Source organism: Lactobacillus sp. LL6, assembly GCF_007570935.1.
In the GTDB taxonomy this organism is placed as follows: Bacteria; Bacillota; Bacilli; order Lactobacillales; family Lactobacillaceae; genus Lactobacillus.
The window spans coordinates 911921-934130 of the sequence record NZ_VLLR01000001.1 but is presented as its reverse complement, the minus strand read 5'-3'; the positions used below and the strand labels follow the sequence as shown (position 1 = coordinate 934130).

The following is a 22210-nucleotide window of genomic DNA, read 5'->3' as shown; positions in this document are numbered from 1 at the left end:
TTGCTATAATTTAATTATACATATGGCGCAACGCCAAGAAATGGAAGGAGGGATCACACATGGCTAAGACAATCGTTCACGAAAACGAGTCTATTGATGATGCTCTTCGTCGTTTCAAGCGTTCCGTTTCTAGAAGTGGTACCTTACAAGAATACCGCAAACGCGAATTCTACGAAAAACCAAGCGTTCGTAGAAAGCTTAAGTCAGAAGCTGCGCGCAAACGTAGACATTATTAATTCTGAGAAGAAGACCTTACCCTTGGGTAGAGGTCTTCTTTTTGGTTTATATTTAAATAATTTCATTAATTAGTAATATTTATTTTCTTGTAGTGTTAAGTTTTGTTATAATCTACATAGGTTTAATTAAAGGAAGAAGGATTAACATTGAGTTTATCTGACAATATCATGGCTGATATGAAAAAAGCCATGAAGGACCATGATAAGATTAAGTTGAACACGGTAAGAATGATTAAATCAGCTTTAATGAATGAAAAAATTAAGCTTGGACATGATTTAAATGCTGATGAAGAATTAACAGTTCTGAGCCGTGAAAAGAAGCAAAGAGAAGAATCTATTGAAGAGTTTATCAATGCTTCAAGAAACGACTTAGCAGAAGAAACCAAAAAGGAACTAACTGTAGTTGAAAGCTATATGCCAAAGCAAATGTCTAAAGATGAACTTGCTAAGATAGTTAAAGACACTATTAAAGAAGTTGATGCAAAGGGCAAGTCTGATTTTGGTAAAGTGATGAAAGCTTTAATGCCAAAAGTAAAGGGACGCGCTGATGGCAAAGAAGCTTCAGCTGTAGTTCGAGATAACTTGAATTAAGCATTTAGAAGGAGCGGGTTTATTTGGCTCATACAACTTTTATTCCTAAAAACCCAGAAGATATTCAAAAATTAGTTGGAATTAATGACGGCAATTTAAAATTATTATCAGACGGTTATGATATTTCTGTAACTGATACTGGCAATGAAATTGTTTTAGACGGCGAAGATAATGGTGTAAAGAAGGCTTTAGCTGTTCTTAAAGCACTAGATGATGTTGTGAATACTGGCGTTAACGTCGGTGCGCCCGATGTTGTTAGTGCAATGAAGATGGCTGATAAAGGTACAACTGAGTACTTTGGTGATTTATATAAAAAAATTTTAATTAGGGATGCTAAAGGTAAACCTATTAGAGTTAAGAATATGGGTCAAAAACGCTATGTTGAAGCTATTCAAAAACACGACGTTGTCTTTGGAATTGGACCTGCCGGAACTGGTAAGACATTTTTAGCTGTAGCAAGTGCAATTGCTGCCTTTAAAAAGGGTGAAGTATCTCGTATTGTGCTTACTCGTCCAGCTGTTGAAGCTGGGGAATCACTTGGCTTTTTACCAGGAGATTTAAAGGAAAAAGTTGATCCATATTTGAGACCAATTTATGATTCGCTCAATGCTATTTTAGGTGTCAACACCACTGAACGCTTAATGGAGCGTGGGACAATTGAAGTTGCTCCGCTTGCATATATGCGTGGTAGAACTTTGGATGATGCTTTTGTTATTTTGGATGAAGCACAAAATACAACAGATGCACAGATGAAGATGTTTTTAACTAGACTTGGATTTAATTCTAAGATGATTGTAAATGGGGATATGACTCAAATTGACTTGCCTGGTCGCCAGCGTAGTGGGTTAAGTGATGCAGAACATATCTTAAAGAATATTGATCAAATTAAATTCATTAATTTCTCTGCAAATGATGTGGTTCGTCATCCAGTAGTTGCAAAAATTATTAATGCTTATGAAAAAGAGGACGTTAAACATTAATATGGAACCAATTGAAATTACCTATAATGATGAAGTCGGTTTTTTAAAAGATAAAAATCGTGACTGGAAAAAATGGATAATGGATTTGCTTTTACTTGCCAAAAAAGAAATTAGTAAAGAAAGCAATTTAGAAATGAGTATTAATTTTGTTGATGAGGCTAAAAGTCATGAAATTAATTTAAAATATCGAGATAAAGATCGTCCAACTGATGTGATTTCTTTTGCTATTGAAGACGGCGAAGAAGGACTTGATATGACAGAATTTCTAGATGATCCTACTTTCCAAGAAGATATTGGTGACTTGTTTATGTGTCCCAGCGTCATTAAACGTCACAGTGTGGAATACGGAACAGGTTTTGATCGTGAATTTGGTTATACAATTGTTCATGGATTTTTACATTTAAATGGCTATGATCATATTGAACCAGAGGAAGCTAAAGAAATGTTTGGTATTCAAGGTAAAGTTTTAGAAGATTATGGATTACCTTTATATCCTGATCAGTTAGATGAAGGGCGAGGCAAATAATGAGCAAAGATAAAAAATTTAAATCTGGTTTTGTTGCCTTGGTAGGTCGACCAAATGTCGGTAAATCAACATTGATGAACTACTTGGTTGGTCAAAAAGTCGCAATTACGTCTAATAAACCTCAAACTACTCGTAATCGTATTTCAGGAATTTATACTTCTGATGATATGCAAGTAGTATTTGTTGATACTCCGGGAATTTTTAAACCACATTCAAAACTTGATGATTATATGGATAAGGCTAGTTTATCTAGTTTAAATGATGTAGATCTTGTATTGTTTATGGTGGAACCTGAGGAAATTGGCAAAGGTGATCAATATATTGCAGATTTACTCAAAGAAGTTAAGGTTCCAGTATTTCTTGTAATTAATAAAGTTGATCAAGTGCATCCTGATAAATTATTGCCAATTATTGATTCATATCGTAAATTAGCTAATTTTGCAGAAATTTTACCAATTTCTGCTACTCAAGGGATCGGAATTAGTGATTTATTGGATTCAATTTATAAATATTTACCAGAAGGACCACAATATTATGGAGCAGATCAAATTACAGATCGTCCAGAATATTTTGTTGTAGCAGAATTAATTCGTGAACAAATCTTGCATTTAACTGGACAAGAAGTTCCGCATGCTGTTGCAGTAGTGGTTGAGCATATGAATCAACGAGTTAATGGAAAATTGCAAATCGAAGCTACCATTTATGTTGAACGTGATGGTCAAAAGGGTATCATTATCGGTAAAGGCGGTAAGATGCTCAAGCAAATTGGAATCAATTCACGTAAGCAAATTGAAGATTTGTTAGGTGAAAAGGTTAACTTGCGTTTATGGGTCAAGGTTCAACGTAATTGGCGCTCAGATCCAAACTTTTTAAGAAGAATAGGTTATGATAAGAAGGAACTTTCTTAATGGCTAAAGAACTTAAAGAAGTTCAAGGCATAATCTTTAAAAGACAAAAATATAAAGAAGCAGATTTACTTGCAAAAATCATGACTAAAGATAATGGTATTATTACTTTAATTGTAAAAGGTGCATTAAGACCTAAGTCACGTTTAGGAGCTTGTACTCTAAATTTTTCTTATGGCAAATATGTTATCTATACAAATGGTCACGGATTAAGTAATTTGCGAACTTATAAAGAAGTAAAGCAGTTTGATGGAATTTATAATGATTTAATCAAAAATGCTTATGCTTCTTTTATTTTGGACTTAATTGACCATGCTTTTGTTGAATATCAACCATTAGGAAAATTTTTCAATTTAATTGATATTGCCTTGAAAAAAATAGATAAAAATGCTGACCCTGAAATGATTACACAAATAGTTCAAATGCAAATGCTGGAAGCTTTTGGTGTAATGCCCACGTTAAGAGAATGTGTGATATGCAGAAAAACTCATGGGAATTTCGACTACTCAATTCAATCTGGAGGAGTAATTTGCAGTAATCACTTTAATTCAGTACAAAATCGGATGCATTTAGATGCTAAAGCAGTCGCTGTTTTAAGAACAATTGGTTTAATTCCAATCGAAAAATTGGGAGAAATTAATCTAAATGACGAAACTAAACAAACTACTCGTAAAGCAATTGATCGAGTTTATCGCGAAACAATCGACTTAAATTTAAAGACAAAAAAATTTTTAGATGAGATAAAACTCTTTTAGTTAATTTATAGTTTTAGTTGACAAAATGTGGTAAAATAAAAAGCGAATTTTGACGATGATAAGGATTTAGAAAAGTACTAGTTAAGCGAATGCTGTATGGTGAAAGAGCATCTAGGAAAAGGCACCTTTAGTCAAGTTAATTAAGAGCAGGCAAAAATTGCCTGAATTAGGGTGGAACCGCGATTAAATCGTCCCTATGCAAAATTTTGCATAGGCTTTTTTTATGGCCTAGCGCAGGAGGGAAATGGAAAAATGGCAGATAAGAAAATTAATATTCAAAATATGATCTTTAAGCTGGAACAATTCTGGTCCTCAAAGGGTTGTATGATTATGCCTTCATACGATGTTGAAAAGGGTGCAGGTACAATGAGCCCTTATACATTCTTACGAGCAATCGGTCCTGAACCATGGGCAGCTTGCTATGTAGAACCTTCAAGAAGACCTGCTGATGGTCGTTATGGTGAAAACCCTAACCGTTTATTCCAACACCACCAGTTTCAAGTTGTTATTAAACCAGCTCCAAAGGATATTCAACAATACTATTTGGACTCTTTAAAAGTTCTTGGAATTGATCCACTTGAACATGATATTAGATTCGTAGAAGATAACTGGGCTAATCCATCAATGGGTTGTGCCGGTGTTGGTTGGGAAGTCTGGCTTGATGGTATGGAAGTTAGTCAATTTACTTACTTCCAAGTAGTTGGTGAACTTGATGTTAAGCCAACCATGAGCGAAATTACTTATGGTGTTGAAAGACTTGCTTCATATATTCAAGATGTGAATAATGTCTTTGATCTTGAATGGGGCGATGGTGTTTTATATCGTGATATCTTCAAGCAACCAGAATATGAACATTCAAAATATGCATTTGAAGAATCAAATCAAGATCAACTTCTTGAATTCTTTGATATTTATGAAAAAACTGCTAAGCGTCTCTTAGCACAAAACTTAGTTCATCCAGCATATGATTACATTTTAAAGTGTTCACACACTTTCAACTTGCTTGATGCTCGTGGTGCAGTATCTGTTACTGAACGTGCAGGATATCTTTCAAGAATTAGAAATTTAGCACATGAAGTTGCAGTTAAGTTTGTTGAAGAACGTGAAAAACGTGGATTCCCACTTCTTAAGAGTGCAGAAGATAAGAATGGTGTTAATAATGGCTAAAGATTATTTATTTGAAATTGGTACTGAAGAAATGCCAGCTCACGTGGTTACTCGTAGTGTTAACCAACTTGCTGACAGAACTCGTAAGTTTTTAAAAGAAAATGGTTTAAGCTTTAAGGATATTAAGACTTTTTCAACTCCTCGTCGTTTAACAATTTTAGTTGAAGATTTAGCTGAAAAACAAGAAGACATTGACGAAGTTAAAAAGGGTCCTGCTAAAAAGATTGCTCAAGATGCTGATGGCAATTGGACTAAAGCTGCTCAAGGCTTTGCTCGTGGTCAAGGTATGAGTGTTGATGATATTTACTTTGAAGAGCTTAAAGGCACAGAATATGCATATGTACATGTTCAAAAAGAAGGTAAAAAAGCCAGCGATATTTTGCTTGGAATGAGCGATATTATTAAGGCTATGACTTTCCCAACCAAAATGCGTTGGGGATCAAATGACTTTGAATTTGTTCGTCCTATTCATTGGCTTGTATCATTATTTGGTAGTGATGTGATTCCTGTTGAAATTTTAGATATTACTGCAGGTCGCAAAACTGAAGGTCATCGTTTCTTAGGTGACTCTGTAGTTTTGGCTAATGCTGATGATTATGAAGATGCCTTGAAAAACCAATTTGTAATCGTTGATGCTAAAGAACGTAAAGATATGATTGTGCGTCAAATTGATGAATTGGTATCTAAGAATAACTGGCAAGTAAAAGAAGATAAAAACTTACTCGAAGAAGTTACCAATTTAGTTGAGTATCCAACTGTTTTTAGTGGTAGCTTTGATGAAAAATACTTACAAATTCCGGACGAAGTATTAATTACTTCAATGAAGGACAATCAACGTTACTTTGAAGTTTATGATCAAGATGGTAAGCTTATTAACCACTTTATTGCTGTTAGAAATGGTAATAAGGATTATATTGATAACGTTATTTCTGGTAATGAAAAAGTACTTGTTGCGCGTTTAGATGATGCACAGTTCTTCTATGATGAAGATCGTAAGTATCCTCTCAGTCACTTTGTCGATAAAATGAAGAATGTTTCATTCCATGATAAAATTGGTTCAATGGCTGAAAAGATGGAACGAGTTCGGATTATTGGTAACTATTTGGCTAAAAAGTGGAACTTAGATGAAAATGTTGTCAATGATTTTGATCGTGCCGCTGAACTTTACAAATTTGACTTAGTTACTCAAATGGTAGGAGAATTTGCAGAACTTCAAGGTGTAATGGGAATGCATTATGCACGTCTTGCTGGTGAAGACGAAGAAGTTGCTGTCGCAATTAAGGAACACTACATGCCAGCTACTGCTGAAGGTCCTCTTCCTGAAACTACTGTTGGGTCATTATTGTCAGTAGCAGATAAGCTTGATACAATTATTACATTCTTTGGTGCAGGTATGATTCCATCCTCATCCAATGACCCATATGCTCTTCGTCGTTATGCATATGGTATTGTAAGAATTTTATTGAATCAAAAATGGTCATTACCATTTAACGAAGTTTTACCTGAAATTGTTGATTTAATTGATGGTAAAACTCCAGCTAAACTTCCAAAGGAAGGCGAAGAGGATCAAGAAATTGCACTCTTTATTCGTGACCGTATTAAGCAATACTTACAAAAGAACGACTTTAAATATGACGTAATTGATGCAGTTTTGGCTTCAAGTCAACAAGATCCAAGTCAAATTTTAGCTGCTGCTAATGTATTAGGACTTCACCACGATGATCCAGAATTTAAGCCAGTTGTTGAAAGTTTGACTAGAATTGACAATATCTTGAAAAAAGCTAAATTTAAAGGTCAAATCAAGATTGATGAAGATCTATTTGAAGATGCTAGTGAAAAAGAATTATATGCTGGTGTTCAAAACTTACAAGAAATGAAAGACTTAGCAGATCTTTACCAAGGTTTTGTTCAATTACAACCAGTAATTGATAACTACTTTGAAACTAATATGATTATGGCTAAAGATGAAAAAGTTAAGAATAATCGTTTAGCACAATTAGCACAAGTAAGTGTACTTGCAGATAGACTTGGTGATCTTAGCCAATTAGTTATTAAATAATAGAAAATAGGTGATATGATGGCTGGTTTAATTCCAGAAGATTTTATTTCGGAAGTGCGTAACAGTGTAAATATTGTTGACGTAATCAGCCAATACGTTTCACTTGAAAAGAAAGGCAAAGACTATTTAGGTCTTTGCCCTTTTCATCAGGAAAAAACACCATCATTTACAGTTAATGAAGAGAAACAATTCTTTAAATGTTTTGGGTGTGGAAAAGGTGGAAATGTTTTTAAATTTTTAATGTATAAGGACGATTTATCTTTTCCTGAAAGTGTTGAGGCTGTTGCACAATTTGCACATATTCCTATGCCTTCTGGATATGGAAATAATAATCTGGTTCAAAAAATGTCCCCGTTGATGCAAATGCATAAAGATGCTGCAGAATTTTATCATCGAGTTTTAATGGTGATGAATGCAGGGGAACCAGGAATGGAATATGCTCGTAAACGTGAACTATCTGATGAGGTTTTAAAGCATTTTAATATTGGCTATGCCCCTAATCAAGAAAATTTATTATTAACATTTTTAACAGATAAAGGTTATTCCAATGATGATTTAGCAAAAAGTGGACTTTTTGTTCAAAGTGAAGATGGAAGACTTTTTGATCGTTTTAGAGACCGATTAATGTTTCCGTTAGGGGATGAAAGTGGAAGAACAATTGCTTTTTCCGGTCGTCGTTTATCAAATAATACCAATGAAGCAAAATACATTAATAGTCCAGAAACAGAAATTTTTACTAAATCAAAGGTACTTTTTCATTTTGCGGAAGCTAAAAAAAGTGTACGTGAAGAAAAGCACTTAATTTTGTATGAAGGTTATATGGATGTTATTGCAGCCTATAAAGCAGGTATAAAAAGCGGTATTGCTTCGATGGGTACAAGTTTGACAGACCAGCAAATATATATGCTGCGACGAATCACTAACAATATCATAATTAATTATGATGGTGATGATCCAGGAATCCATGCTGAAGAGCGAGCAGTGAATTTATTTGAAAAAACTGCCAATTTTAATTTAGGAATAGTAGTCTTACCAGAAAAATTAGATCCTGATGAATATGTTAAAAAATATGGTGCGGACCAATATCACAAAGAAATTGCTGGAGCATTAAGTTCAACAGAGTTTTTTTTAAAACGTTTAGCAGAAAAATACAATTTAGATAATGAACGTGATAAGATTACTTATTTGGATGAAGCTGTTAAAGAAATTGCTAAAAGAATGAATCCAGTTGAACAGGATATTTATATTAATCGGTTAGCTTCAGAACAAAATGTATCAGCACGTGCTTTAAAGGCAAATTTAGTTAGAGAAAATAGACGTCTTCGGACTGCTAATAGACATAAAAATTCTAGATACTCAGATGCTTTTTATCAAGAAGATAAAACAATCCCAGAAGTTTTAGATAAGCCTGCTGAAAAAATTGATAAAGTCCAGCAACGTTTGATATTCTTATTTATTCATTCTTCAGCTGCACGAAAATATTTAATGAATAAAAAATTTCTTTTTCCAAGTGACAACTATGCTCAAGTTGCAGAATTATGGCTTCAATTTATGGAAACACATGAAAATTGTTCTATAAGTGAGTTTTTAGATTTTGTTCCTGAGCAATTACAGAGTATAATAGTAAGTGCTGAAATGACAGATATGCCTAAGGAAACTTCTGATGAAGAACTTGAAGAACAACTTACTGCATTGAAGAAGCGCAAAATCAATTTAAAGCTGAATAAGCTGCAACAAGAACTAGAGGATGCAAAGCGCAAGTCTGATGATGATAAGATTCTTCAATTAATGAGTCAAGTTTTGGCTTTAAAAAGGGACTTAGGCTAGAAGGAGGCTTTTTTAGTGGTAGAAAAGGGAACCGAAACACAAAAGCCATCTTTAGATAAGATGGTTAAAGAAGTCGTTAAAGATGTGAAGAAAAGCAAAACAATTACAGAGCAGGATTTTACTGACCGTTTAATTAAGCCTTATAATTTACAAGGTAAGGCCGTAGATCAATTAGTTCAAGAATTTGAAGATAACGGAATCAGTATTGTTGATGAAAATGGTGATCCTGCACAATTAGCTTTAAAGAAGCAAAAGGATATTGAAAAAGCTGAATTAAAGGATATGTCTGCTCCTTCTAGTGTACGTATGAATGACCCAGTTCGTATGTATTTGAAAGAAATTGGACGTGTTCCATTATTAAATGCAGATCAAGAAATTGCTTTAGCAAAAAGAATTGAATCTGGGGATGAAGAAGCTAAACAAGAATTAGCTGAAGCTAACCTTCGTTTGGTAGTTTCAATCGCTAAGCGTTATGTAGGACGTGGAATGAGCTTTTTAGACCTTATTCAAGAAGGTAATATGGGACTTATGAAAGCTGTAGATAAGTTTGACTATCGTCTTGGATTTAAGTTTTCAACATATGCTACTTGGTGGATTAGACAAGCGATTACACGTGCAATTGCTGATCAAGCTCGTACTATTAGAATTCCAGTTCATATGGTTGAAACTATCAATAAGTTGATTCGTATTCAAAGACAACTCTTACAGGATTTAGGTCGTGAACCAACTCCTGAAGAAATTGGAGCAGAAATGGATATGGCAACTAATAAAGTTCGCGATATCTTAAAGATTGCTCAAGAACCTGTTTCTCTTGAAACTCCAATTGGTGAGGAAGATGATTCTCACTTAGGTGATTTTATTGAAGATAAGGATGCTACAAGTCCTGAACAACATGCTTCTTATGAAATGCTTAAGGAACAACTTGAAGAAGTTCTTGATACTTTAACTGATCGTGAAGAAAATGTTTTGCGTCTTCGTTTCGGACTTGATGATGGTCGTACGCGTACTTTAGAAGAAGTTGGACGAGTATTTGGTGTTACTCGTGAACGTATTCGTCAGATTGAAGCAAAAGCTTTGCGTAAGCTTCGTCATCCAAGTCGTTCTAATCAATTACGTGACTTTTTAGATTAAAAAGCAAGTAAAAAAGCGTTTGAGTGTTGATATGCACCCAAACGCTTTTTATTTATCTTTTTTTGCTTCTGCTATATTATCTTCAATAATTTTCATTGGATTAAGCCACGTGTCATTATTTTTCCACCAGTTGCCACATGGATCACCATGTTTATCAATGTAATGTTTATCGGTTTTTGTTACTCCTAAGTGAATATGAGAACCTGTAAGTTTTCCTATTTTTTGACCTAGTTTAACATGTTGACCTTTTTTGACATAAATATCTGTAATACTTAAAAAACCTTCTTGATAAATTTCTACATAGCCATCTTTACTAATAATCCAAACGTACAATCCCATACCTGGGCGGTATTTTACTTTGTGAACTGTACCTTCATGAACTGCTAAAACAGGTGAGTGTCCAACTTCGGAAAATCCAAAATCATAACCATCATGAAAGTAACTTTTTTTATCAGGTCTTCGTAAAATATCAGTTTCACCGAATTTTTGTCCGCTCTTGAATTTTATGTTTTTATGATAAAGTCGTTCAAATGGATAGCCCCAGGTAACTTTATGGGGCGTTTTCTTCTTGAGCTTTTTAACTTTTTTGGTAGTGGTCTGATGATTAGTGCCCAAAAATGTTTTTTTGGCTAATGGAGCACAAGCAAATAAGATAATTGTAACAAAAGCGACAATGAATAATATCTTTCCTGTTTTTTTCATTAGAAAACTTCATCTCGCTTTCCATCTAAAATGTGTTCACTTAAATTATCATTAAAATAAATTGGTAGGTCATGATCAAAATTATAGGCAAGTTTATGATTTTGCAATTCATCTTTTGTCATCCAATAAAGGTCTCCTTCATCAGAAGCCTTAATATTTCCACTAAATTGAGTTGCAATATAGAAAAATACTAAGTAGCGTTGATCATTTCTATCAAAAAATTGCTTAACACCTATTAAATGTGGATTTTTGATAGTTAAACCGGTCTCTTCTTTGATTTCACGAATAACTGAATCGTGAAAAGCTTCATGTTTTTCAACATGACCACCAGGAAAAGTTAATCCAGGCCATGTTTTATCATTTCTATTTAAAACCAATATTTTGTCTTTATTTTTAATCATACACATATTGGTTAGTGTAACTGATTCTGTTCTATCCATTTTTTATCCCATCTTTCTTTTGTCGATTATAGCAAACTTCGTTTAACTAGTTACAAAAAATGTAAATAAAATTTTAAAATTTGGTTATTCCTAATAAAAGTAAGGTACACTTATAATAAGAAAAAACAAAGGTGAGGAAAATATGAATTTACGTTTGAATACTTTAGCCAAAATGGTTGATTCCAATACTCGTGTTGCTGATATTGGAACTGATCATGCTTATTTACCAATTGAATTGGTGAAAGAAGGAAAAATAAGTTTTGCTATTGCAAGTGATATTGCTGCAGGACCTTTACAAAATGCAAAAGCTGATATCCAAAAAGCTGGTCTTCAAGACAAAATTGAAACTAGATTAGGAGCAGGTCTTGAAACAATTAAGCATGAGGATAAAATTGAAACTGTGGTGATAGCTGGAATGGGAGGTAAGTTGATGTCTCAAATATTAGAAGACGCTTACCAAAGAGGCTTTCAGTTTAAAAATTTGGTTTTAGAGCCCAATATTGGTGAACCTGGGGTTAGAAGTTGGCTAATGAATCATGAGTATAAGATTTTAGATGAAGACTTAATTGCAGAAGCTGGACATACTTATGAATTGATAAAAGCTGAATTAGTTAAAGAAAAGGTTCAATTAACTGAAAAAGAGATTTTCTTTGGTCCACTTATTCTAAAAGAAAAAAATTCTGTATTTTATCAAAAGTGGCAGGGACAATTGAATTATTATAAAAAACTGCTTGTCAATTTAAATAAGGCCAGGCAAAAAGATAGTGAAAGAATTGAACAAGTAGAAAGAAATATTGAATTAATTAAAGGAGAAATCAATGACTAAAGTTAAAGATATTGTAGCTAACTTAAGAGAAAAGTTTCCTGAAGATATTGCAAGCAAAGGTGATCCTGTAGGGATGCAAATCGGGGACCTTAATGCTTCTGTTACTAAAGTAATGACAACTTTAGATGTGAGACCTCAAGTAGTAGATGAAGCAATTGAAAAAGGAGTAGACTTCATTGTTAGTCATCATCCAGTTATGTTTCGTCCTGCAAAAAATCTGGATTTTAGCAATCCTCAATATGCTATGTATGGCAAAATTATAAAAAATGGAATAACTGTTTATTCAATCCATACTAACTCTGATAAGGCGCAAGATGGCTCGAGCGACTGGCAAGCTGAAGAACTTGAACTAACAGATGTTGAACCATTTGCGTTAGATGATGATGGAATTGCAATTGGGCGAAAAGGTCGTCTACCAAAACCAATGTCAGCTTATGACTTTGCTTACTATGTTAAAGAAAAAATGAATATAAAAATGGCAAGGTTAATTACAGCAGATGATAAAAAGCAAATTTCTACAGTTGGATTTATTTGTGGTGATGGAGGCAAATATTGGCATAGGGCAGTAGAAGAAAATCTTGATGCGTTTATTACAGGGGATATTTACTATCATGTAGGCCATGATATTGTTTCTTCCGGCTTAACGGTGGTGGATCCAGGTCATTATACAGAAAAATTTTTTAAGTATAAAGTTTATGAATTACTTGAAAAGTGGAATAATGAAGATAATTGGAATATTGGAGTTGAACTTTCTGAAGTATCAACTAATCCATTTCAAGATTTATTTTAATTAAAAAGGAGAAATTTTATGGAATATCCAAATTTACTACCACGATTTTTAAAATATGTAAAAGTTAATTCCCGTTCTGATGAGCATTCAGATCGTTTTCCATCAACTGAACGTGAAGAAAAGTTTCAAAAAGATGTTATTATGAAAGACTTAGAAGAATTAGGTCTAAATGATATTCATTATAATCAAAAAGCTGGAAGCGTAATTGCTGAAATACCTTCAAATGTTGACTGGGATGTACCAGTGATGGGATTTTTAGCTCATTCAGATACTGCAGACTTTAACTCAGAAAATGTTAAACCACAAATTCATGAAAATTATGATGGAAAAAGTAAAATTCAATTAGGCGATTCAGAATTTTATTTAGATCCCAAAATTTTTCCTAATTTAAAAAAGTATAAAGGACAAACTATTATTACGGCTTCTGGTGATACTTTACTTGGTGGAGATGACAAATGTGGTGTATCAGAACTTGTAACTTTTGCAGAATATTTGCTAGCTCATCCCGAAATTAAGCATGGTAAAATCCGTCTTGCCTTTACTCCAGATGAAGAAATCGGAACTGGAGCAGAACACTTTGATGTAGAAGATTTTGGAGCTGACTTTGCTTTTACGGTTGATGGTGAAGCTCCTGGAAAACTTGACTGGGGGACTTTTTCTGCTGCTCAATTTAGTCTTGATATTCAAGGAGTAAATGTACACCCAGCAGTTGCAAAAGGACAAATGATTAATGCTATTCAAGTAGGGATTGATTTTCATAATCAATTACCTGATCACGATCGCCCTGAAGAAACCGAAGGACGTGAAGGCTTCTTCCATTTGATGAATTTTGATGGAACTGTTGATAATGCTCACTTAGATTATATTATTCGTGATTTTGAACGAGATGGACTTGAAAAGCGTAAGAATTTAGTTAAGTCAATTGTAGATAAAATGAATAAAGAATTTGGGTCTGAGAGAATTAAGTTAAAGATGTGGGACCAATATTACAATATGGCCGATGAATTGAAAAAGCATATGGATATTGTAAATTTAGCAAGGGATGCATATAAAGCAGAAGGTCTTGAAATTAATGAGGATCCTGTTCGTGGTGGTACTGATGGTTCACAATTGACTTACATGGGTCTTCCATGTCCGAATATCTTTGCTGGAGAAGAAAACATGCATGGTCGTTATGAATATACTGTTCTTGAATCCATGTATAAAACAGTGGATGTAATGATTAAAATGGCGGAGTTAAACGCAGAACGTAATAAATAGTGAAACAAAATTGCAATAAAATTTTATAATTAGTTAGATATCCACAGTTTGACTAATGCCTATTGTTCAAGCAATGAAAGCACTTTTTGAAAAATGCTTAAAAGTTATACACTCATAGTGTTAATTTAAAAAAGCGAGCTATAAATCCTTATATATAAAGGAATACGGCTTGCTTTTTATTTTTATCTATAAAAATAACACATTGTGAAACAATATAAATTTGTTAAAAAACTTGATTAATGTATAAAAAAATAATATCATAATACTGTAATAGATTAATAATACAGTAAACAGAAGGTGATTAAGTGGAATTTAAAGACAATATTCCAATTTATCTACAAATTGAGCAGTATCTTTATAGACAAATAGCCATGGGTGAACTAAAAGCTGGGGAAAAAATTCCATCAGTTAGAAAACTCGCCCTGCAATTGACTGTAAACATAAATACAGTTCAAAGAGCTCTACAACAAATGAATGATAGAGGTATTCTTTACACAAAACGTGGAGAAGGAAATTTTGTAACTGAAGATACAGAGCTTTTGGAGGATACTAAAAAGTCATTAATTAATAATGAACTTGATGAGTTTATCCAAAATATGGCAAAACTAGGAATAAGTGGTGATGAATTAGTAAAGGTTTTGCAGGAATATTTAAAGGAGGAAAATAATGGATAAGTTGTTAACAATTAAGAATTTGACTTATAAAAAGAACCAACGAGTAATTTTGCATGATGTTGATCTAAGCTTATCATCTGGCAAAATTATAGCACTTCTTGGAGAAAACGGTGCAGGAAAAACCACTTTAATGCGTATTATAGCTGGTGTAGCCAAAAACTATAAAGGAACAGTAGATTTGGCAGGCAGCACAAATGAAGCTGAGAGAAAGGCAAAATTGTCTTTTACAGATGGTTTAACCGGTTTTAGTGATTCAACTAAAATATCAGAAATTGTTAAATTTTATCAAAATATTTTCAATGATTTTGATACTAATGAATTTGAACAATTGCGTGAATTTATGAAGTTAAGCTTAGATATGAAACTTAGTCAATTATCTCGAGGAATGAGAGAAAAGTTGATTATTGCTTTGACATTTGCTCGTAAAGCAGACTTATATTTGCTAGATGAGCCTTTTGGCGGTATTGATGCAATGGCACGCAAAAAAATCATTAACTCCATTATTTTATGGAAAGATCCTAAGGCTACTATTTTGATTTCTGATCACTTTGTTAATGAAATTGCAACTTTACTTGATGAAGTAGTCATTGTAAAGAACAAGACAATATTGGAACATAAATCAGCTGATGAAATTCGTTCACATCATAAGAGTATTGAAGAATACTATGAAGGATTATATGAAGAGGATGATGATTAATTATGACAAAGTCATGGACCTTATTTAAGCAATTATTTAAACAAAAGTCTAAAACAGCATATTTATTGATTATTATTCAATTAATTGCAGCTTTTGTAATAACTTTATTTGGAATATTTAATTCTGAAGGAATGGATCAGGCTGAGTTTATTGGTGTGCCAATGCACGATAAGTTGTTAATTTATATGATTACATTTGTTATAAGCTTTTTAGTACTTAGTATTTTTACTGACTTTGCATATTTTATTATGACAAGTTGGAAAAACGAAAAAATCAATCGAAGTCAAACTTGGCAACTTATCCCAATAAATTCTGAGAAGTTTTATGTAATAAATACATTATCATCATTTTTATCTTTTGTTTATCTATGTGTATTACAAGCTTTAGTTGGAATTATTGGAGCTATTACTTTTTATGTAGGATCAAATGAATTTCGAAAAGGGATAGCGGAATTAATTACTGCTATGAATAAAGAACATGTATGGTCACAAATTGATTGGGGATTAATTGGAGAAGAGTTTATTTTAGTTCTTTTGCTGGGTCTTGCTTGGTATATAACCGTTAGTTTTTATCACTTTATTACTCGAACAATTATTGATTTCTTGCCTGATAAAGCTGCAAGATTAACAGCTATCATTGTAAGAATAGTAATGCTTATATTGGTGATTTGGCTTTTAATTGAATTTTTAAATATAACGTTTGCAATTTATGAAAGTCGTTTTATCAATCCTGGTCTGGGAACTGATATAGGCATTGCAATTGCTAATTTTGCAATATTCGATATTATTTTTGGAGGAATAAATATCGCTTTATTTAAGAAGTTCGTTGAAGCCAAAGGGAATAGATAGGAGAAAATATATGGCTGATTTTAAATCAGTTTTTAAGCAAATATTCAATCAGAAGAAAAAATATATTTATCTAGTATTGCTGGTTCAATTATTTGCTGTAGTTTTTATGACTGTTTTTATGATTATAACTAATCATGTTATAGCTGATGGAACATTTTGGACAATATTCATTGCTGGTCGATATGGTACATGGTGGGAATTACCTTTTGGATTAATGATATCTTTGTCTATTATTGCAGATATTATTTTTGCTGGAATAATGGCATGGCAAAATGAAAAGATAAATTCAAGTCAAACTTGGCACCAAATACCTATTTCTGATAATAAACTTTTAATAGCTAATTTTTTATCAAGTATGGTTGCTTGTGCATGTATTTTCATTATTCAGATTATTATAACCTGTGTATGTTTGATTCCTACAACAACCTATGAAAACAAGAATATTTTTGTTGAAATTTGGAATGGCTTAGGAGTTGGAACAAATAATTTTAATTATTTGCTTAATGAATTGTTATTAATTGCTAGTTTAGCTTTTATAGTTTTTGCTTTTGTAAGCTTTGCTAATTTATCTTCACGTACAATTATGGAAGTGCTACCAATTAAAAGTAGTGGTTGGATTAGAATGCTTATAATTATTATTTTAGTTATTTTAGCAGTTTATATTTATATTTCAGTTGATAGTCAAATTAAAAATTATTTGTCATTTTATTATAATCAAAAACATAGTGTATATATTCAAGAAATAATGCCATTATGGATAACACTGTTGGAAGTACTAGGTGCAGGTATTATTTGTGCTAGTTTATGTTTTATATTAATTAACAAATATGTGGAACCAAAAATAATAAATAGATAGGAGATGATATAGGTGATAAATTTCTTAGCTATTACTAAGCAAATGTTCAAGCAAAAAAGCAAATTTATATATTTAATTTTGCTTGTACAACTTATTGCTGTTATTGCTTCTTTAGTTTTTAATATTCAAACAATAGCTCAGGGAGAATTTCAAGAAATTCTGTATAATAATACAATTTTTACAACTGTATTGTTCGATGTAATATTTTTAGGAATAATGTGCTGGCAAAATGAAAAAATAAATTTAAGTCAAACTTGGCGACAAATTCCAATTTCTAGTACTAAATTTTACCTTGCAAATATTATGTCAACTTTAATCTGCTGTGTGTATATTTTTATAATTCAAATTATAGCTAATATTATTGTGACCGCTCCGAAAGTTACAAGAGTGTTTAATGATTTGATTGGATATGCAGATTATACGGCTAATTTTTGGAATAGGGGATTGATTTTTGGATTGTTTTTAGTATTAATTGTTATTACTATTTCAATGTTTGTCAGTTTTACCAATTTTTCAACCAGAGTTATTGTTGACTTTTTACCAATAAAAAATACTACATGGGTAAAAATGCTGGTAATGGGGATTTTAGTTATAATTGGTGTTTATGTAGGGATGCAAATTAATAGTCACTTTACCAATTTTATGGTTACAAATTTTACTCATTCAGTAATGATATATTCTAATATTGGGGAAGTCGGATCAATGCAAATAACTAATATTGAACTAGCTATCATTAGTTTGATTTTAGGAAGCTTAAACATTTGGTTAATTAATAAGTTTGTTGAAACTAAAATATAGAATTAAAAATAGAAGGATTGCTAAAAATGCAATTCTTTTATTTTTTTGCTTTAATTTTATAATAAATTGTTACTAAATTAAAATAAAAAACCAAAAAATAAAAGCAAACAAAAACTCCCTCAAAACGAGGGAGTTCTAACAACTAATTATTAGCTGCCATGTAATCATATAACTGATTTATTTCTTCAGCAGTAAATTCACCATCTCCAACTTTCATTGAATGAACTTTTTCTACTGAAAGGTGACTAGCAAATGCTAAGTCAGTATCATTAACGTGATGTTTAACTTGATAGTCAATAATAGCATTAGATAAATCTTCTTGATTCATATTGAAAATCTCCTTACAAGTTAATTTTAACTAAAAACTCCAAAAAATAAAAGATTTAAGTTTATTTAAAATGTACGGATTTGATTGAGAGGCCAATAACGGAGCTTTACTTCGCCAATTAGGGCACTTCGTTTTACAAAGCCAAAATATCGTGAGTCTTTCGATACATCACGATGATCTCCCATTACAAAATAGCTATCTTTAGGCACTCGTTTTTTCAAAGTAAAATTATTTGTGTATAACTCGCCTTCTTTATGAGCTTGCTCTTGTAATGCATTATGTAAATATGGTTCAGAAATCTGTTTACCATTAATATACATTTTATCGTTCTTAGAAGTTACCATGTCTCCAGGCATACCGATAATACGCTTAATATAAAGTGCATTTTTTTGGTCCGGAGCTTTTAAAATGACAACATCGTTTCTCTTCGGCGTAAAATGTCTTACCGCAATTAACCTATCGTTATTTTCAAAAGTAGGTTGCATTGATGGTCCAGAAACAGTTTCATTTGATAAAACAAAACTAAATACAAGATAGTAGATGCCAATCAAAATGGCAAACATAATTACGACATCTAGTATAAATTTACCTAGACTTTCGTCTTCTTCAGTCTTCTTATTTGATTTTTTTGTCATAAAACCTCTCCTTATATCATACTGATTATTATTATAACTGATTTATCGTTCAGTGAATGGTAAAATCATTTATAGGTATTAAGAAATGACAAAATTTATAAAAAAAATTAACACAATTAATGAAAAAATAGATAATAGAATAGTGCAAGAGCAGGTAAAAGAGTTAAATAAAATAGTGAAAACTGTTGCTTTAAAACAAGTCCTAGCAAAAGCACCTGATCGCTTAGGCTTATATCCTGATGAAATAGAAGAAATAGTGAACAATAATTTTAAAGATGTAAAAACAATAAATCATTTATTAAACAGTACAAGACAATTTTTATCATTAAAATTTGGAATATGGTCTTTGCCCAATTTAACTACTGCAAAACTAATAAGAAAGGAATTTAAAATTAAAACAGCTGTTGAAATTATGGCAGGAAACGCATATTGGACTAAAGCATTGAATGAAGCAGGAATTCAAACTATAGCAACGGATTCATTAGAATGGGCAAAGACTTCATCAACCGGACAAAACCAATTCTCTCGTGTTGAAAATTTAAGTGCTACAGATGCAATAAAAAAATATAACAAGGTAGATTTAATATTTTGTTCGTGGTCGCCTAATTTTGGCAGAAGTGACTTAGAAGTAATTAATACATGGAAAAAGTATAATCCTCAAGCTCACTTATTGTTTGTTTGTGAAAAAAATGGAGCAACGAATTCACCAGATTTTTGGAAATTAACCCACTTTAAAAAAACTCCAGAACTTGCTAAAATTAATCAGTCCTTTGTTAGTTATGATTTTATAGATGAAAAGATATTTGAAATAGATGAATTATAAAAAAATACTATTATTATTTGTTATATTTTTAAGTCTTCTAGGGATTGGAGCTGTTTTATCTAATGTTCAATCAAGAGAAGCAAATCAATTATTAGAAGCTCATGGGCTTAGTAACAATACTAGATATATTAATATTAATAATAAGCAAAATATTGGCGAATTTTTACAATATTTAAATAAAACCTTTCATAATAAAAAGATACAATTACACTTAGATAATAAGATTCAAAAAAATCAAGTATTAGTATGGGCAAATCATAGTGTAATTACTGTTCCAACTGAAACCGGACGGTATTTTGTACCGGATGATTTTAAGGGACAGGTTTCTTTTGCTATTTTAGGTCCAGACACAAAAATAAAAACTTTACATGCGCAAGGTAATAGTTACGTTTTATGGAATAAAAGATATTATTCTGTTATTGGTAATTTAAAACATTACCATCAAATGGATCAAACTAAGTATTATTTAAGCACAGGAATAAATCAGCCTACTGCTCAAGAAAGAATTAAAAACTATCAAATTGTTATTGATAGTAATACTAAAGTAATTAATCAGATTGCCAAACATTATCATGTTTCAGTTCATACACCTGAATTTGTTAAGAAGCATCAAATTCATCGACTATCTGTAATCAATGAAATATTAATGATTATTGGATATTGGCTAGTTATTGCAATATGTAATATGATATTGGCGCTTGTAAATTGGCGTCAAGCTAGAAGAACAAACTTACGAGACAATTTAATGAAAATTTGGCTAATAAATAGAAGTCTGAGACTATTATTAATAGAAGGAATCGTTACTTTAGCAGCATATATCTTTTTGTGCTGGAGAGCATTTTTTTCAAAGACAGACCATTTGGTTGAACTACTTATTTTAAGTTTTATTGCAATGATTCTTAGTTATGGTTTAGAAATTATAATTTTAAAAAGAAGGGAAAATATTAGTGCTTAAATTATCTGTTGAATTTAAAGAAAAGTATAAAAATTTACTTGGGGAAAAGGCAGCAGAAAAGATGTTTGCTGCAATGAATGATAATAGTAAAAAAGCATTTCGCATTAATCCATTAAAAAAAGTAAAAGTATCATATCCTTTAAATGAAAGAGTTCCTGATTTAAGTAATGGATATTATGGAGAAATTTCAGGAAATGATCCTGAATGGGTAAGTGGAAGTGTTTATTCACAAGATCCTTCAGCAATGTTTCCTGCTCATATTGCTAACGTAAAGCCAGGAGAAAAAGTTCTTGATTTATGTGCAGCTCCAGGTGGAAAAAGTACAGGATTAGGAGAAGCATTAAAAGGAAAAGGAGTTCTTGTAGCAAATGAAATTTCTACTAGTCGAGCAAAAATTTTAAGAGAAAATATTGAACGTTGGGGTATTACAAATGCTTTAGTAACAAATGCAAGCCCTGATGAATTAGTTCCGTATTTTAAACAATATTTCGATAAAATATTAGTTGATGCTCCATGTAGTGGAGAAGGAATGTTTAGAAAAAATCCTGAGGCCATTGAATATTGGTCACCTAATTATGTGGAAACTTGTAAGTTAAGACAACAAGATATTTTAACTGCTGCTATTAAAATGTTAAAACCAGGTGGAAAAATAATTTATTCAACTTGTACTTTTTCACCTGAGGAAGATGAACAAATTGTAGAGTGGCTAGTAAAATCTTATAGTATGCAAATTTTACCAATCGAAAATATTACCTCAACTAAAATTAGTTATGGTCATCCTGAATGGGGAAGCAATAATTCTGAATTAACTAAAACTTTACGTTTTTGGCCACAAGATGATTTAGGAGAAGGACAATTTGCAGCATTACTTAAGTTGCCAGATAGTAAGACTGAAACAAAAACAGGTTCAAAAAAGAAAAAGAAACAGAAGAAATCAAACTTTGCTTTAACTAATTCTGATAAAGACTTAATAGACAAAGTTTTAAAAAGGTTTACTTTGCCAGTTCCTCTAGCCAATTGGAAAGAGGAAGCTTTAGTTAGAAATAATCATGTTTTCATTCCTGTTATCAATCCTATAGAGATTAAAGGATTAAAGATATTAAATAATGGTGTTGAACTAGGAATATTAAAGAAAAATCGTTTTGAACCAGGACACCAATTAGCAGAAGTTCTAGGACAAGATAAACAAACAGAAGTTATTGACTTAACTAGTGAAGATGAATTTTTAAGTTACTTACATGGCGAAACTATTCAAGTTAATAGTCCGCTTAAAGGTTTTGTTTTAGTAAGTTATAAAGATATGATTTTTAGTTTTGGAAAAATTGCAGGTAAAACTCTCAAAAATTTTTATCCAAAAGGACTACGACTTTTGAAAAAATAAAAAGCAGCTCAAATGAGCTG

Annotated in this window: 25 protein-coding genes; 21 read left to right on the top strand and 4 right to left on the bottom strand. The window is 31.9% G+C overall.

Annotated elements, in window-relative coordinates; all coding sequences use genetic code 11:
• The first annotated feature begins 59 nt into the window (after positions 1-59).
• The 10 genes from rpsU (at position 60) to rpoD (ending at position 10177) form a co-directional block, all read left to right on the top strand.
• On the top strand, positions 60-236 hold the full coding sequence (gene rpsU / locus FOD82_RS04710) for a 30S ribosomal protein S21 (protein ID WP_002880182.1): 177 nt from the start codon (positions 60-62) through the stop codon (positions 234-236).
• Positions 237-383: 147 nt separating this feature from the next.
• Positions 384-827: a GatB/YqeY domain-containing protein gene (locus FOD82_RS04705; RefSeq protein WP_144355330.1), complete on the top strand. Its 444-nt coding sequence runs from the start codon at positions 384-386 to the stop codon at positions 825-827.
• Positions 828-850: 23 nt separating this feature from the next.
• Entirely contained in the window at positions 851-1807 is a 957-nt protein-coding gene (locus tag FOD82_RS04700) for a PhoH family protein (RefSeq protein ID WP_144355329.1), read from the top strand.
• A gap of 1 nt (position 1808) precedes the next feature.
• Positions 1809-2333 carry an rRNA maturation RNase YbeY gene (gene ybeY / locus FOD82_RS04695; RefSeq protein WP_144355328.1) on the top strand — a complete coding sequence of 175 codons (525 nt, stop codon included), beginning with the start codon at positions 1809-1811 and terminating at the stop codon, positions 2331-2333.
• Positions 2333-3241: a GTPase Era gene (gene era / locus FOD82_RS04690; RefSeq protein WP_144355327.1), complete on the top strand. Its 909-nt coding sequence runs from the start codon at positions 2333-2335 to the stop codon at positions 3239-3241. Before ybeY ends, era begins: the two co-directional genes overlap by 1 nt.
• Positions 3241-3993 (top strand): DNA repair protein RecO, encoded by a 753-nt coding sequence (gene recO, locus FOD82_RS04685; protein WP_144355326.1) that lies wholly within the window; start codon positions 3241-3243, stop codon positions 3991-3993. Before era ends, recO begins: the two co-directional genes overlap by 1 nt.
• A 252-nt stretch (positions 3994-4245) precedes the next feature.
• Complete coding sequence (glyQ, locus tag FOD82_RS04680; protein WP_144355325.1) at positions 4246-5160, top strand: glycine--tRNA ligase subunit alpha; 915 nt, start codon at positions 4246-4248, stop codon at positions 5158-5160.
• Complete coding sequence (gene glyS / locus FOD82_RS04675) at positions 5153-7219, top strand: glycine--tRNA ligase subunit beta (RefSeq protein ID WP_144355324.1); 2067 nt, start codon at positions 5153-5155, stop codon at positions 7217-7219. The genes glyQ and glyS overlap by 8 nt, the downstream gene beginning before the upstream one ends.
• Before the next feature lie 18 nt (positions 7220-7237).
• Positions 7238-9046: a DNA primase gene (dnaG, locus tag FOD82_RS04670; RefSeq protein WP_144356018.1), complete on the top strand. Its 1809-nt coding sequence runs from the start codon at positions 7238-7240 to the stop codon at positions 9044-9046.
• 15 nt (positions 9047-9061) lie between these two features.
• Positions 9062-10177, top strand: coding sequence for an RNA polymerase sigma factor RpoD (rpoD, locus tag FOD82_RS04665; RefSeq protein WP_144355323.1), 1116 nt, complete (start codon positions 9062-9064; stop codon positions 10175-10177).
• Positions 10178-10225: 48 nt separating this feature from the next.
• On the opposite strand, the gene FOD82_RS04660 is transcribed toward rpoD, so the two are convergent.
• Positions 10226-10879, bottom strand: coding sequence for a M23 family metallopeptidase (locus tag FOD82_RS04660; RefSeq protein WP_144355322.1), 654 nt, complete (start codon positions 10877-10879; stop codon positions 10226-10228).
• Positions 10879-11319 carry an 8-oxo-dGTP diphosphatase gene (locus tag FOD82_RS04655; RefSeq protein ID WP_144355321.1) on the bottom strand — a complete coding sequence of 147 codons (441 nt, stop codon included), beginning with the start codon at positions 11317-11319 and terminating at the stop codon, positions 10879-10881. The genes FOD82_RS04660 and FOD82_RS04655 overlap by 1 nt, the downstream gene beginning before the upstream one ends.
• Before the next feature lie 142 nt (positions 11320-11461).
• On the opposite strand from FOD82_RS04655, the gene FOD82_RS04650 reads away from it, so the two are divergent.
• The 8 genes from FOD82_RS04650 to FOD82_RS04615 all read left to right on the top strand — a co-directional run bounded on the left by FOD82_RS04650 (position 11462) and on the right by FOD82_RS04615 (position 18068).
• The gene (locus tag FOD82_RS04650) at positions 11462-12145 is read left to right on the top strand and encodes a class I SAM-dependent methyltransferase (protein ID WP_144355320.1); all 684 of its coding nucleotides are present in this window, start codon (positions 11462-11464) and stop codon (positions 12143-12145) included.
• A complete protein-coding gene (locus FOD82_RS04645; protein WP_144355319.1) occupies positions 12138-12935 on the top strand; it encodes a Nif3-like dinuclear metal center hexameric protein in 798 nt (265 codons plus the stop codon). Before FOD82_RS04650 ends, FOD82_RS04645 begins: the two co-directional genes overlap by 8 nt.
• 18 nt (positions 12936-12953) lie before the next feature.
• Positions 12954-14195, top strand: coding sequence for a peptidase T (gene pepT / locus FOD82_RS04640; protein ID WP_144355318.1), 1242 nt, complete (start codon positions 12954-12956; stop codon positions 14193-14195).
• A 305-nt stretch (positions 14196-14500) separates the two neighbouring features.
• Complete coding sequence (locus FOD82_RS04635; protein ID WP_144355317.1) at positions 14501-14869, top strand: GntR family transcriptional regulator; 369 nt, start codon at positions 14501-14503, stop codon at positions 14867-14869.
• Positions 14862-15566 (top strand): ABC transporter ATP-binding protein, encoded by a 705-nt coding sequence (locus FOD82_RS04630; RefSeq protein WP_144355316.1) that lies wholly within the window; start codon positions 14862-14864, stop codon positions 15564-15566. Before FOD82_RS04635 ends, FOD82_RS04630 begins: the two co-directional genes overlap by 8 nt.
• Before the next feature lie 2 nt (positions 15567-15568).
• Positions 15569-16414, top strand: a complete 846-nt coding sequence (locus FOD82_RS04625) for a hypothetical protein (protein WP_144355315.1) — start codon at positions 15569-15571, stop codon at positions 16412-16414.
• A gap of 10 nt (positions 16415-16424) precedes the next feature.
• Entirely contained in the window at positions 16425-17270 is an 846-nt protein-coding gene (locus FOD82_RS04620) for a hypothetical protein (protein WP_144355314.1), read from the top strand.
• 12 nt (positions 17271-17282) lie between these two features.
• A complete protein-coding gene (locus tag FOD82_RS04615; RefSeq protein WP_144355313.1) occupies positions 17283-18068 on the top strand; it encodes a hypothetical protein in 786 nt (261 codons plus the stop codon).
• Between the two features lie 142 nt (positions 18069-18210).
• Here the strand turns inward: FOD82_RS04615 and FOD82_RS04610 are convergent, their stop codons facing one another.
• Entirely contained in the window at positions 18211-18396 is a 186-nt protein-coding gene (locus FOD82_RS04610) for an LBP_cg2779 family protein (protein WP_144355312.1), read from the bottom strand.
• A gap of 65 nt (positions 18397-18461) precedes the next feature.
• Entirely contained in the window at positions 18462-19031 is a 570-nt protein-coding gene (lepB, locus tag FOD82_RS04605) for a signal peptidase I (protein WP_144355311.1), read from the bottom strand.
• 85 nt (positions 19032-19116) lie between these two features.
• On the opposite strand from lepB, the gene FOD82_RS04600 reads away from it, so the two are divergent.
• The 3 genes from FOD82_RS04600 to FOD82_RS04590 are packed head-to-tail and all read left to right on the top strand — an operon-like array spanning position 19117 to position 22190.
• Positions 19117-19854 carry an SAM-dependent methyltransferase gene (locus FOD82_RS04600; protein WP_144355310.1) on the top strand — a complete coding sequence of 246 codons (738 nt, stop codon included), beginning with the start codon at positions 19117-19119 and terminating at the stop codon, positions 19852-19854.
• Entirely contained in the window at positions 19844-20809 is a 966-nt protein-coding gene (locus FOD82_RS04595; RefSeq protein WP_144355309.1) for a hypothetical protein, read from the top strand. The genes FOD82_RS04600 and FOD82_RS04595 overlap by 11 nt, the downstream gene beginning before the upstream one ends.
• A complete protein-coding gene (locus tag FOD82_RS04590) occupies positions 20802-22190 on the top strand; it encodes an RsmB/NOP family class I SAM-dependent RNA methyltransferase (RefSeq protein ID WP_144355308.1) in 1389 nt (462 codons plus the stop codon). The genes FOD82_RS04595 and FOD82_RS04590 overlap by 8 nt, the downstream gene beginning before the upstream one ends.
• The last annotated feature ends 20 nt before the right edge of the window (positions 22191-22210 follow it).

What these genes read in the sequence shown, in the direction of transcription:
- rpsU (WP_002880182.1), top strand. Translation starts at nt 60, where the DNA reads ATGGCTAAGACAATCGTTCACGAAAACGAGTCTATTGATGATGCTCTT.
- ybeY (WP_144355328.1), top strand. Translation starts at nt 1,809, where the DNA reads ATGGAACCAATTGAAATTACCTATAATGATGAAGTCGGTTTTTTAAAA.
- era (WP_144355327.1), top strand. Translation starts at nt 2,333, where the DNA reads ATGAGCAAAGATAAAAAATTTAAATCTGGTTTTGTTGCCTTGGTAGGT.
- recO (WP_144355326.1), top strand. Translation starts at nt 3,241, where the DNA reads ATGGCTAAAGAACTTAAAGAAGTTCAAGGCATAATCTTTAAAAGACAA.
- glyQ (WP_144355325.1), top strand. Translation starts at nt 4,246, where the DNA reads ATGGCAGATAAGAAAATTAATATTCAAAATATGATCTTTAAGCTGGAA.
- glyS (WP_144355324.1), top strand. Translation starts at nt 5,153, where the DNA reads ATGGCTAAAGATTATTTATTTGAAATTGGTACTGAAGAAATGCCAGCT.
- dnaG (WP_144356018.1), top strand. Translation starts at nt 7,238, where the DNA reads ATGGCTGGTTTAATTCCAGAAGATTTTATTTCGGAAGTGCGTAACAGT.
- FOD82_RS04660 (WP_144355322.1), bottom strand. Translation starts at nt 10,879, where the DNA reads ATGAAAAAAACAGGAAAGATATTATTCATTGTCGCTTTTGTTACAATT.
- FOD82_RS04655 (WP_144355321.1), bottom strand. Translation starts at nt 11,319, where the DNA reads ATGGATAGAACAGAATCAGTTACACTAACCAATATGTGTATGATTAAA.
- FOD82_RS04650 (WP_144355320.1), top strand. Translation starts at nt 11,462, where the DNA reads ATGAATTTACGTTTGAATACTTTAGCCAAAATGGTTGATTCCAATACT.
- FOD82_RS04645 (WP_144355319.1), top strand. Translation starts at nt 12,138, where the DNA reads ATGACTAAAGTTAAAGATATTGTAGCTAACTTAAGAGAAAAGTTTCCT.
- pepT (WP_144355318.1), top strand. Translation starts at nt 12,954, where the DNA reads ATGGAATATCCAAATTTACTACCACGATTTTTAAAATATGTAAAAGTT.
- FOD82_RS04630 (WP_144355316.1), top strand. Translation starts at nt 14,862, where the DNA reads ATGGATAAGTTGTTAACAATTAAGAATTTGACTTATAAAAAGAACCAA.
- FOD82_RS04625 (WP_144355315.1), top strand. Translation starts at nt 15,569, where the DNA reads ATGACAAAGTCATGGACCTTATTTAAGCAATTATTTAAACAAAAGTCT.
- FOD82_RS04620 (WP_144355314.1), top strand. Translation starts at nt 16,425, where the DNA reads ATGGCTGATTTTAAATCAGTTTTTAAGCAAATATTCAATCAGAAGAAA.
- FOD82_RS04610 (WP_144355312.1), bottom strand. Translation starts at nt 18,396, where the DNA reads ATGAATCAAGAAGATTTATCTAATGCTATTATTGACTATCAAGTTAAA.
- lepB (WP_144355311.1), bottom strand. Translation starts at nt 19,031, where the DNA reads ATGACAAAAAAATCAAATAAGAAGACTGAAGAAGACGAAAGTCTAGGT.
- FOD82_RS04600 (WP_144355310.1), top strand. Translation starts at nt 19,117, where the DNA reads ATGACAAAATTTATAAAAAAAATTAACACAATTAATGAAAAAATAGAT.
- FOD82_RS04595 (WP_144355309.1), top strand. Translation starts at nt 19,844, where the DNA reads ATGAATTATAAAAAAATACTATTATTATTTGTTATATTTTTAAGTCTT.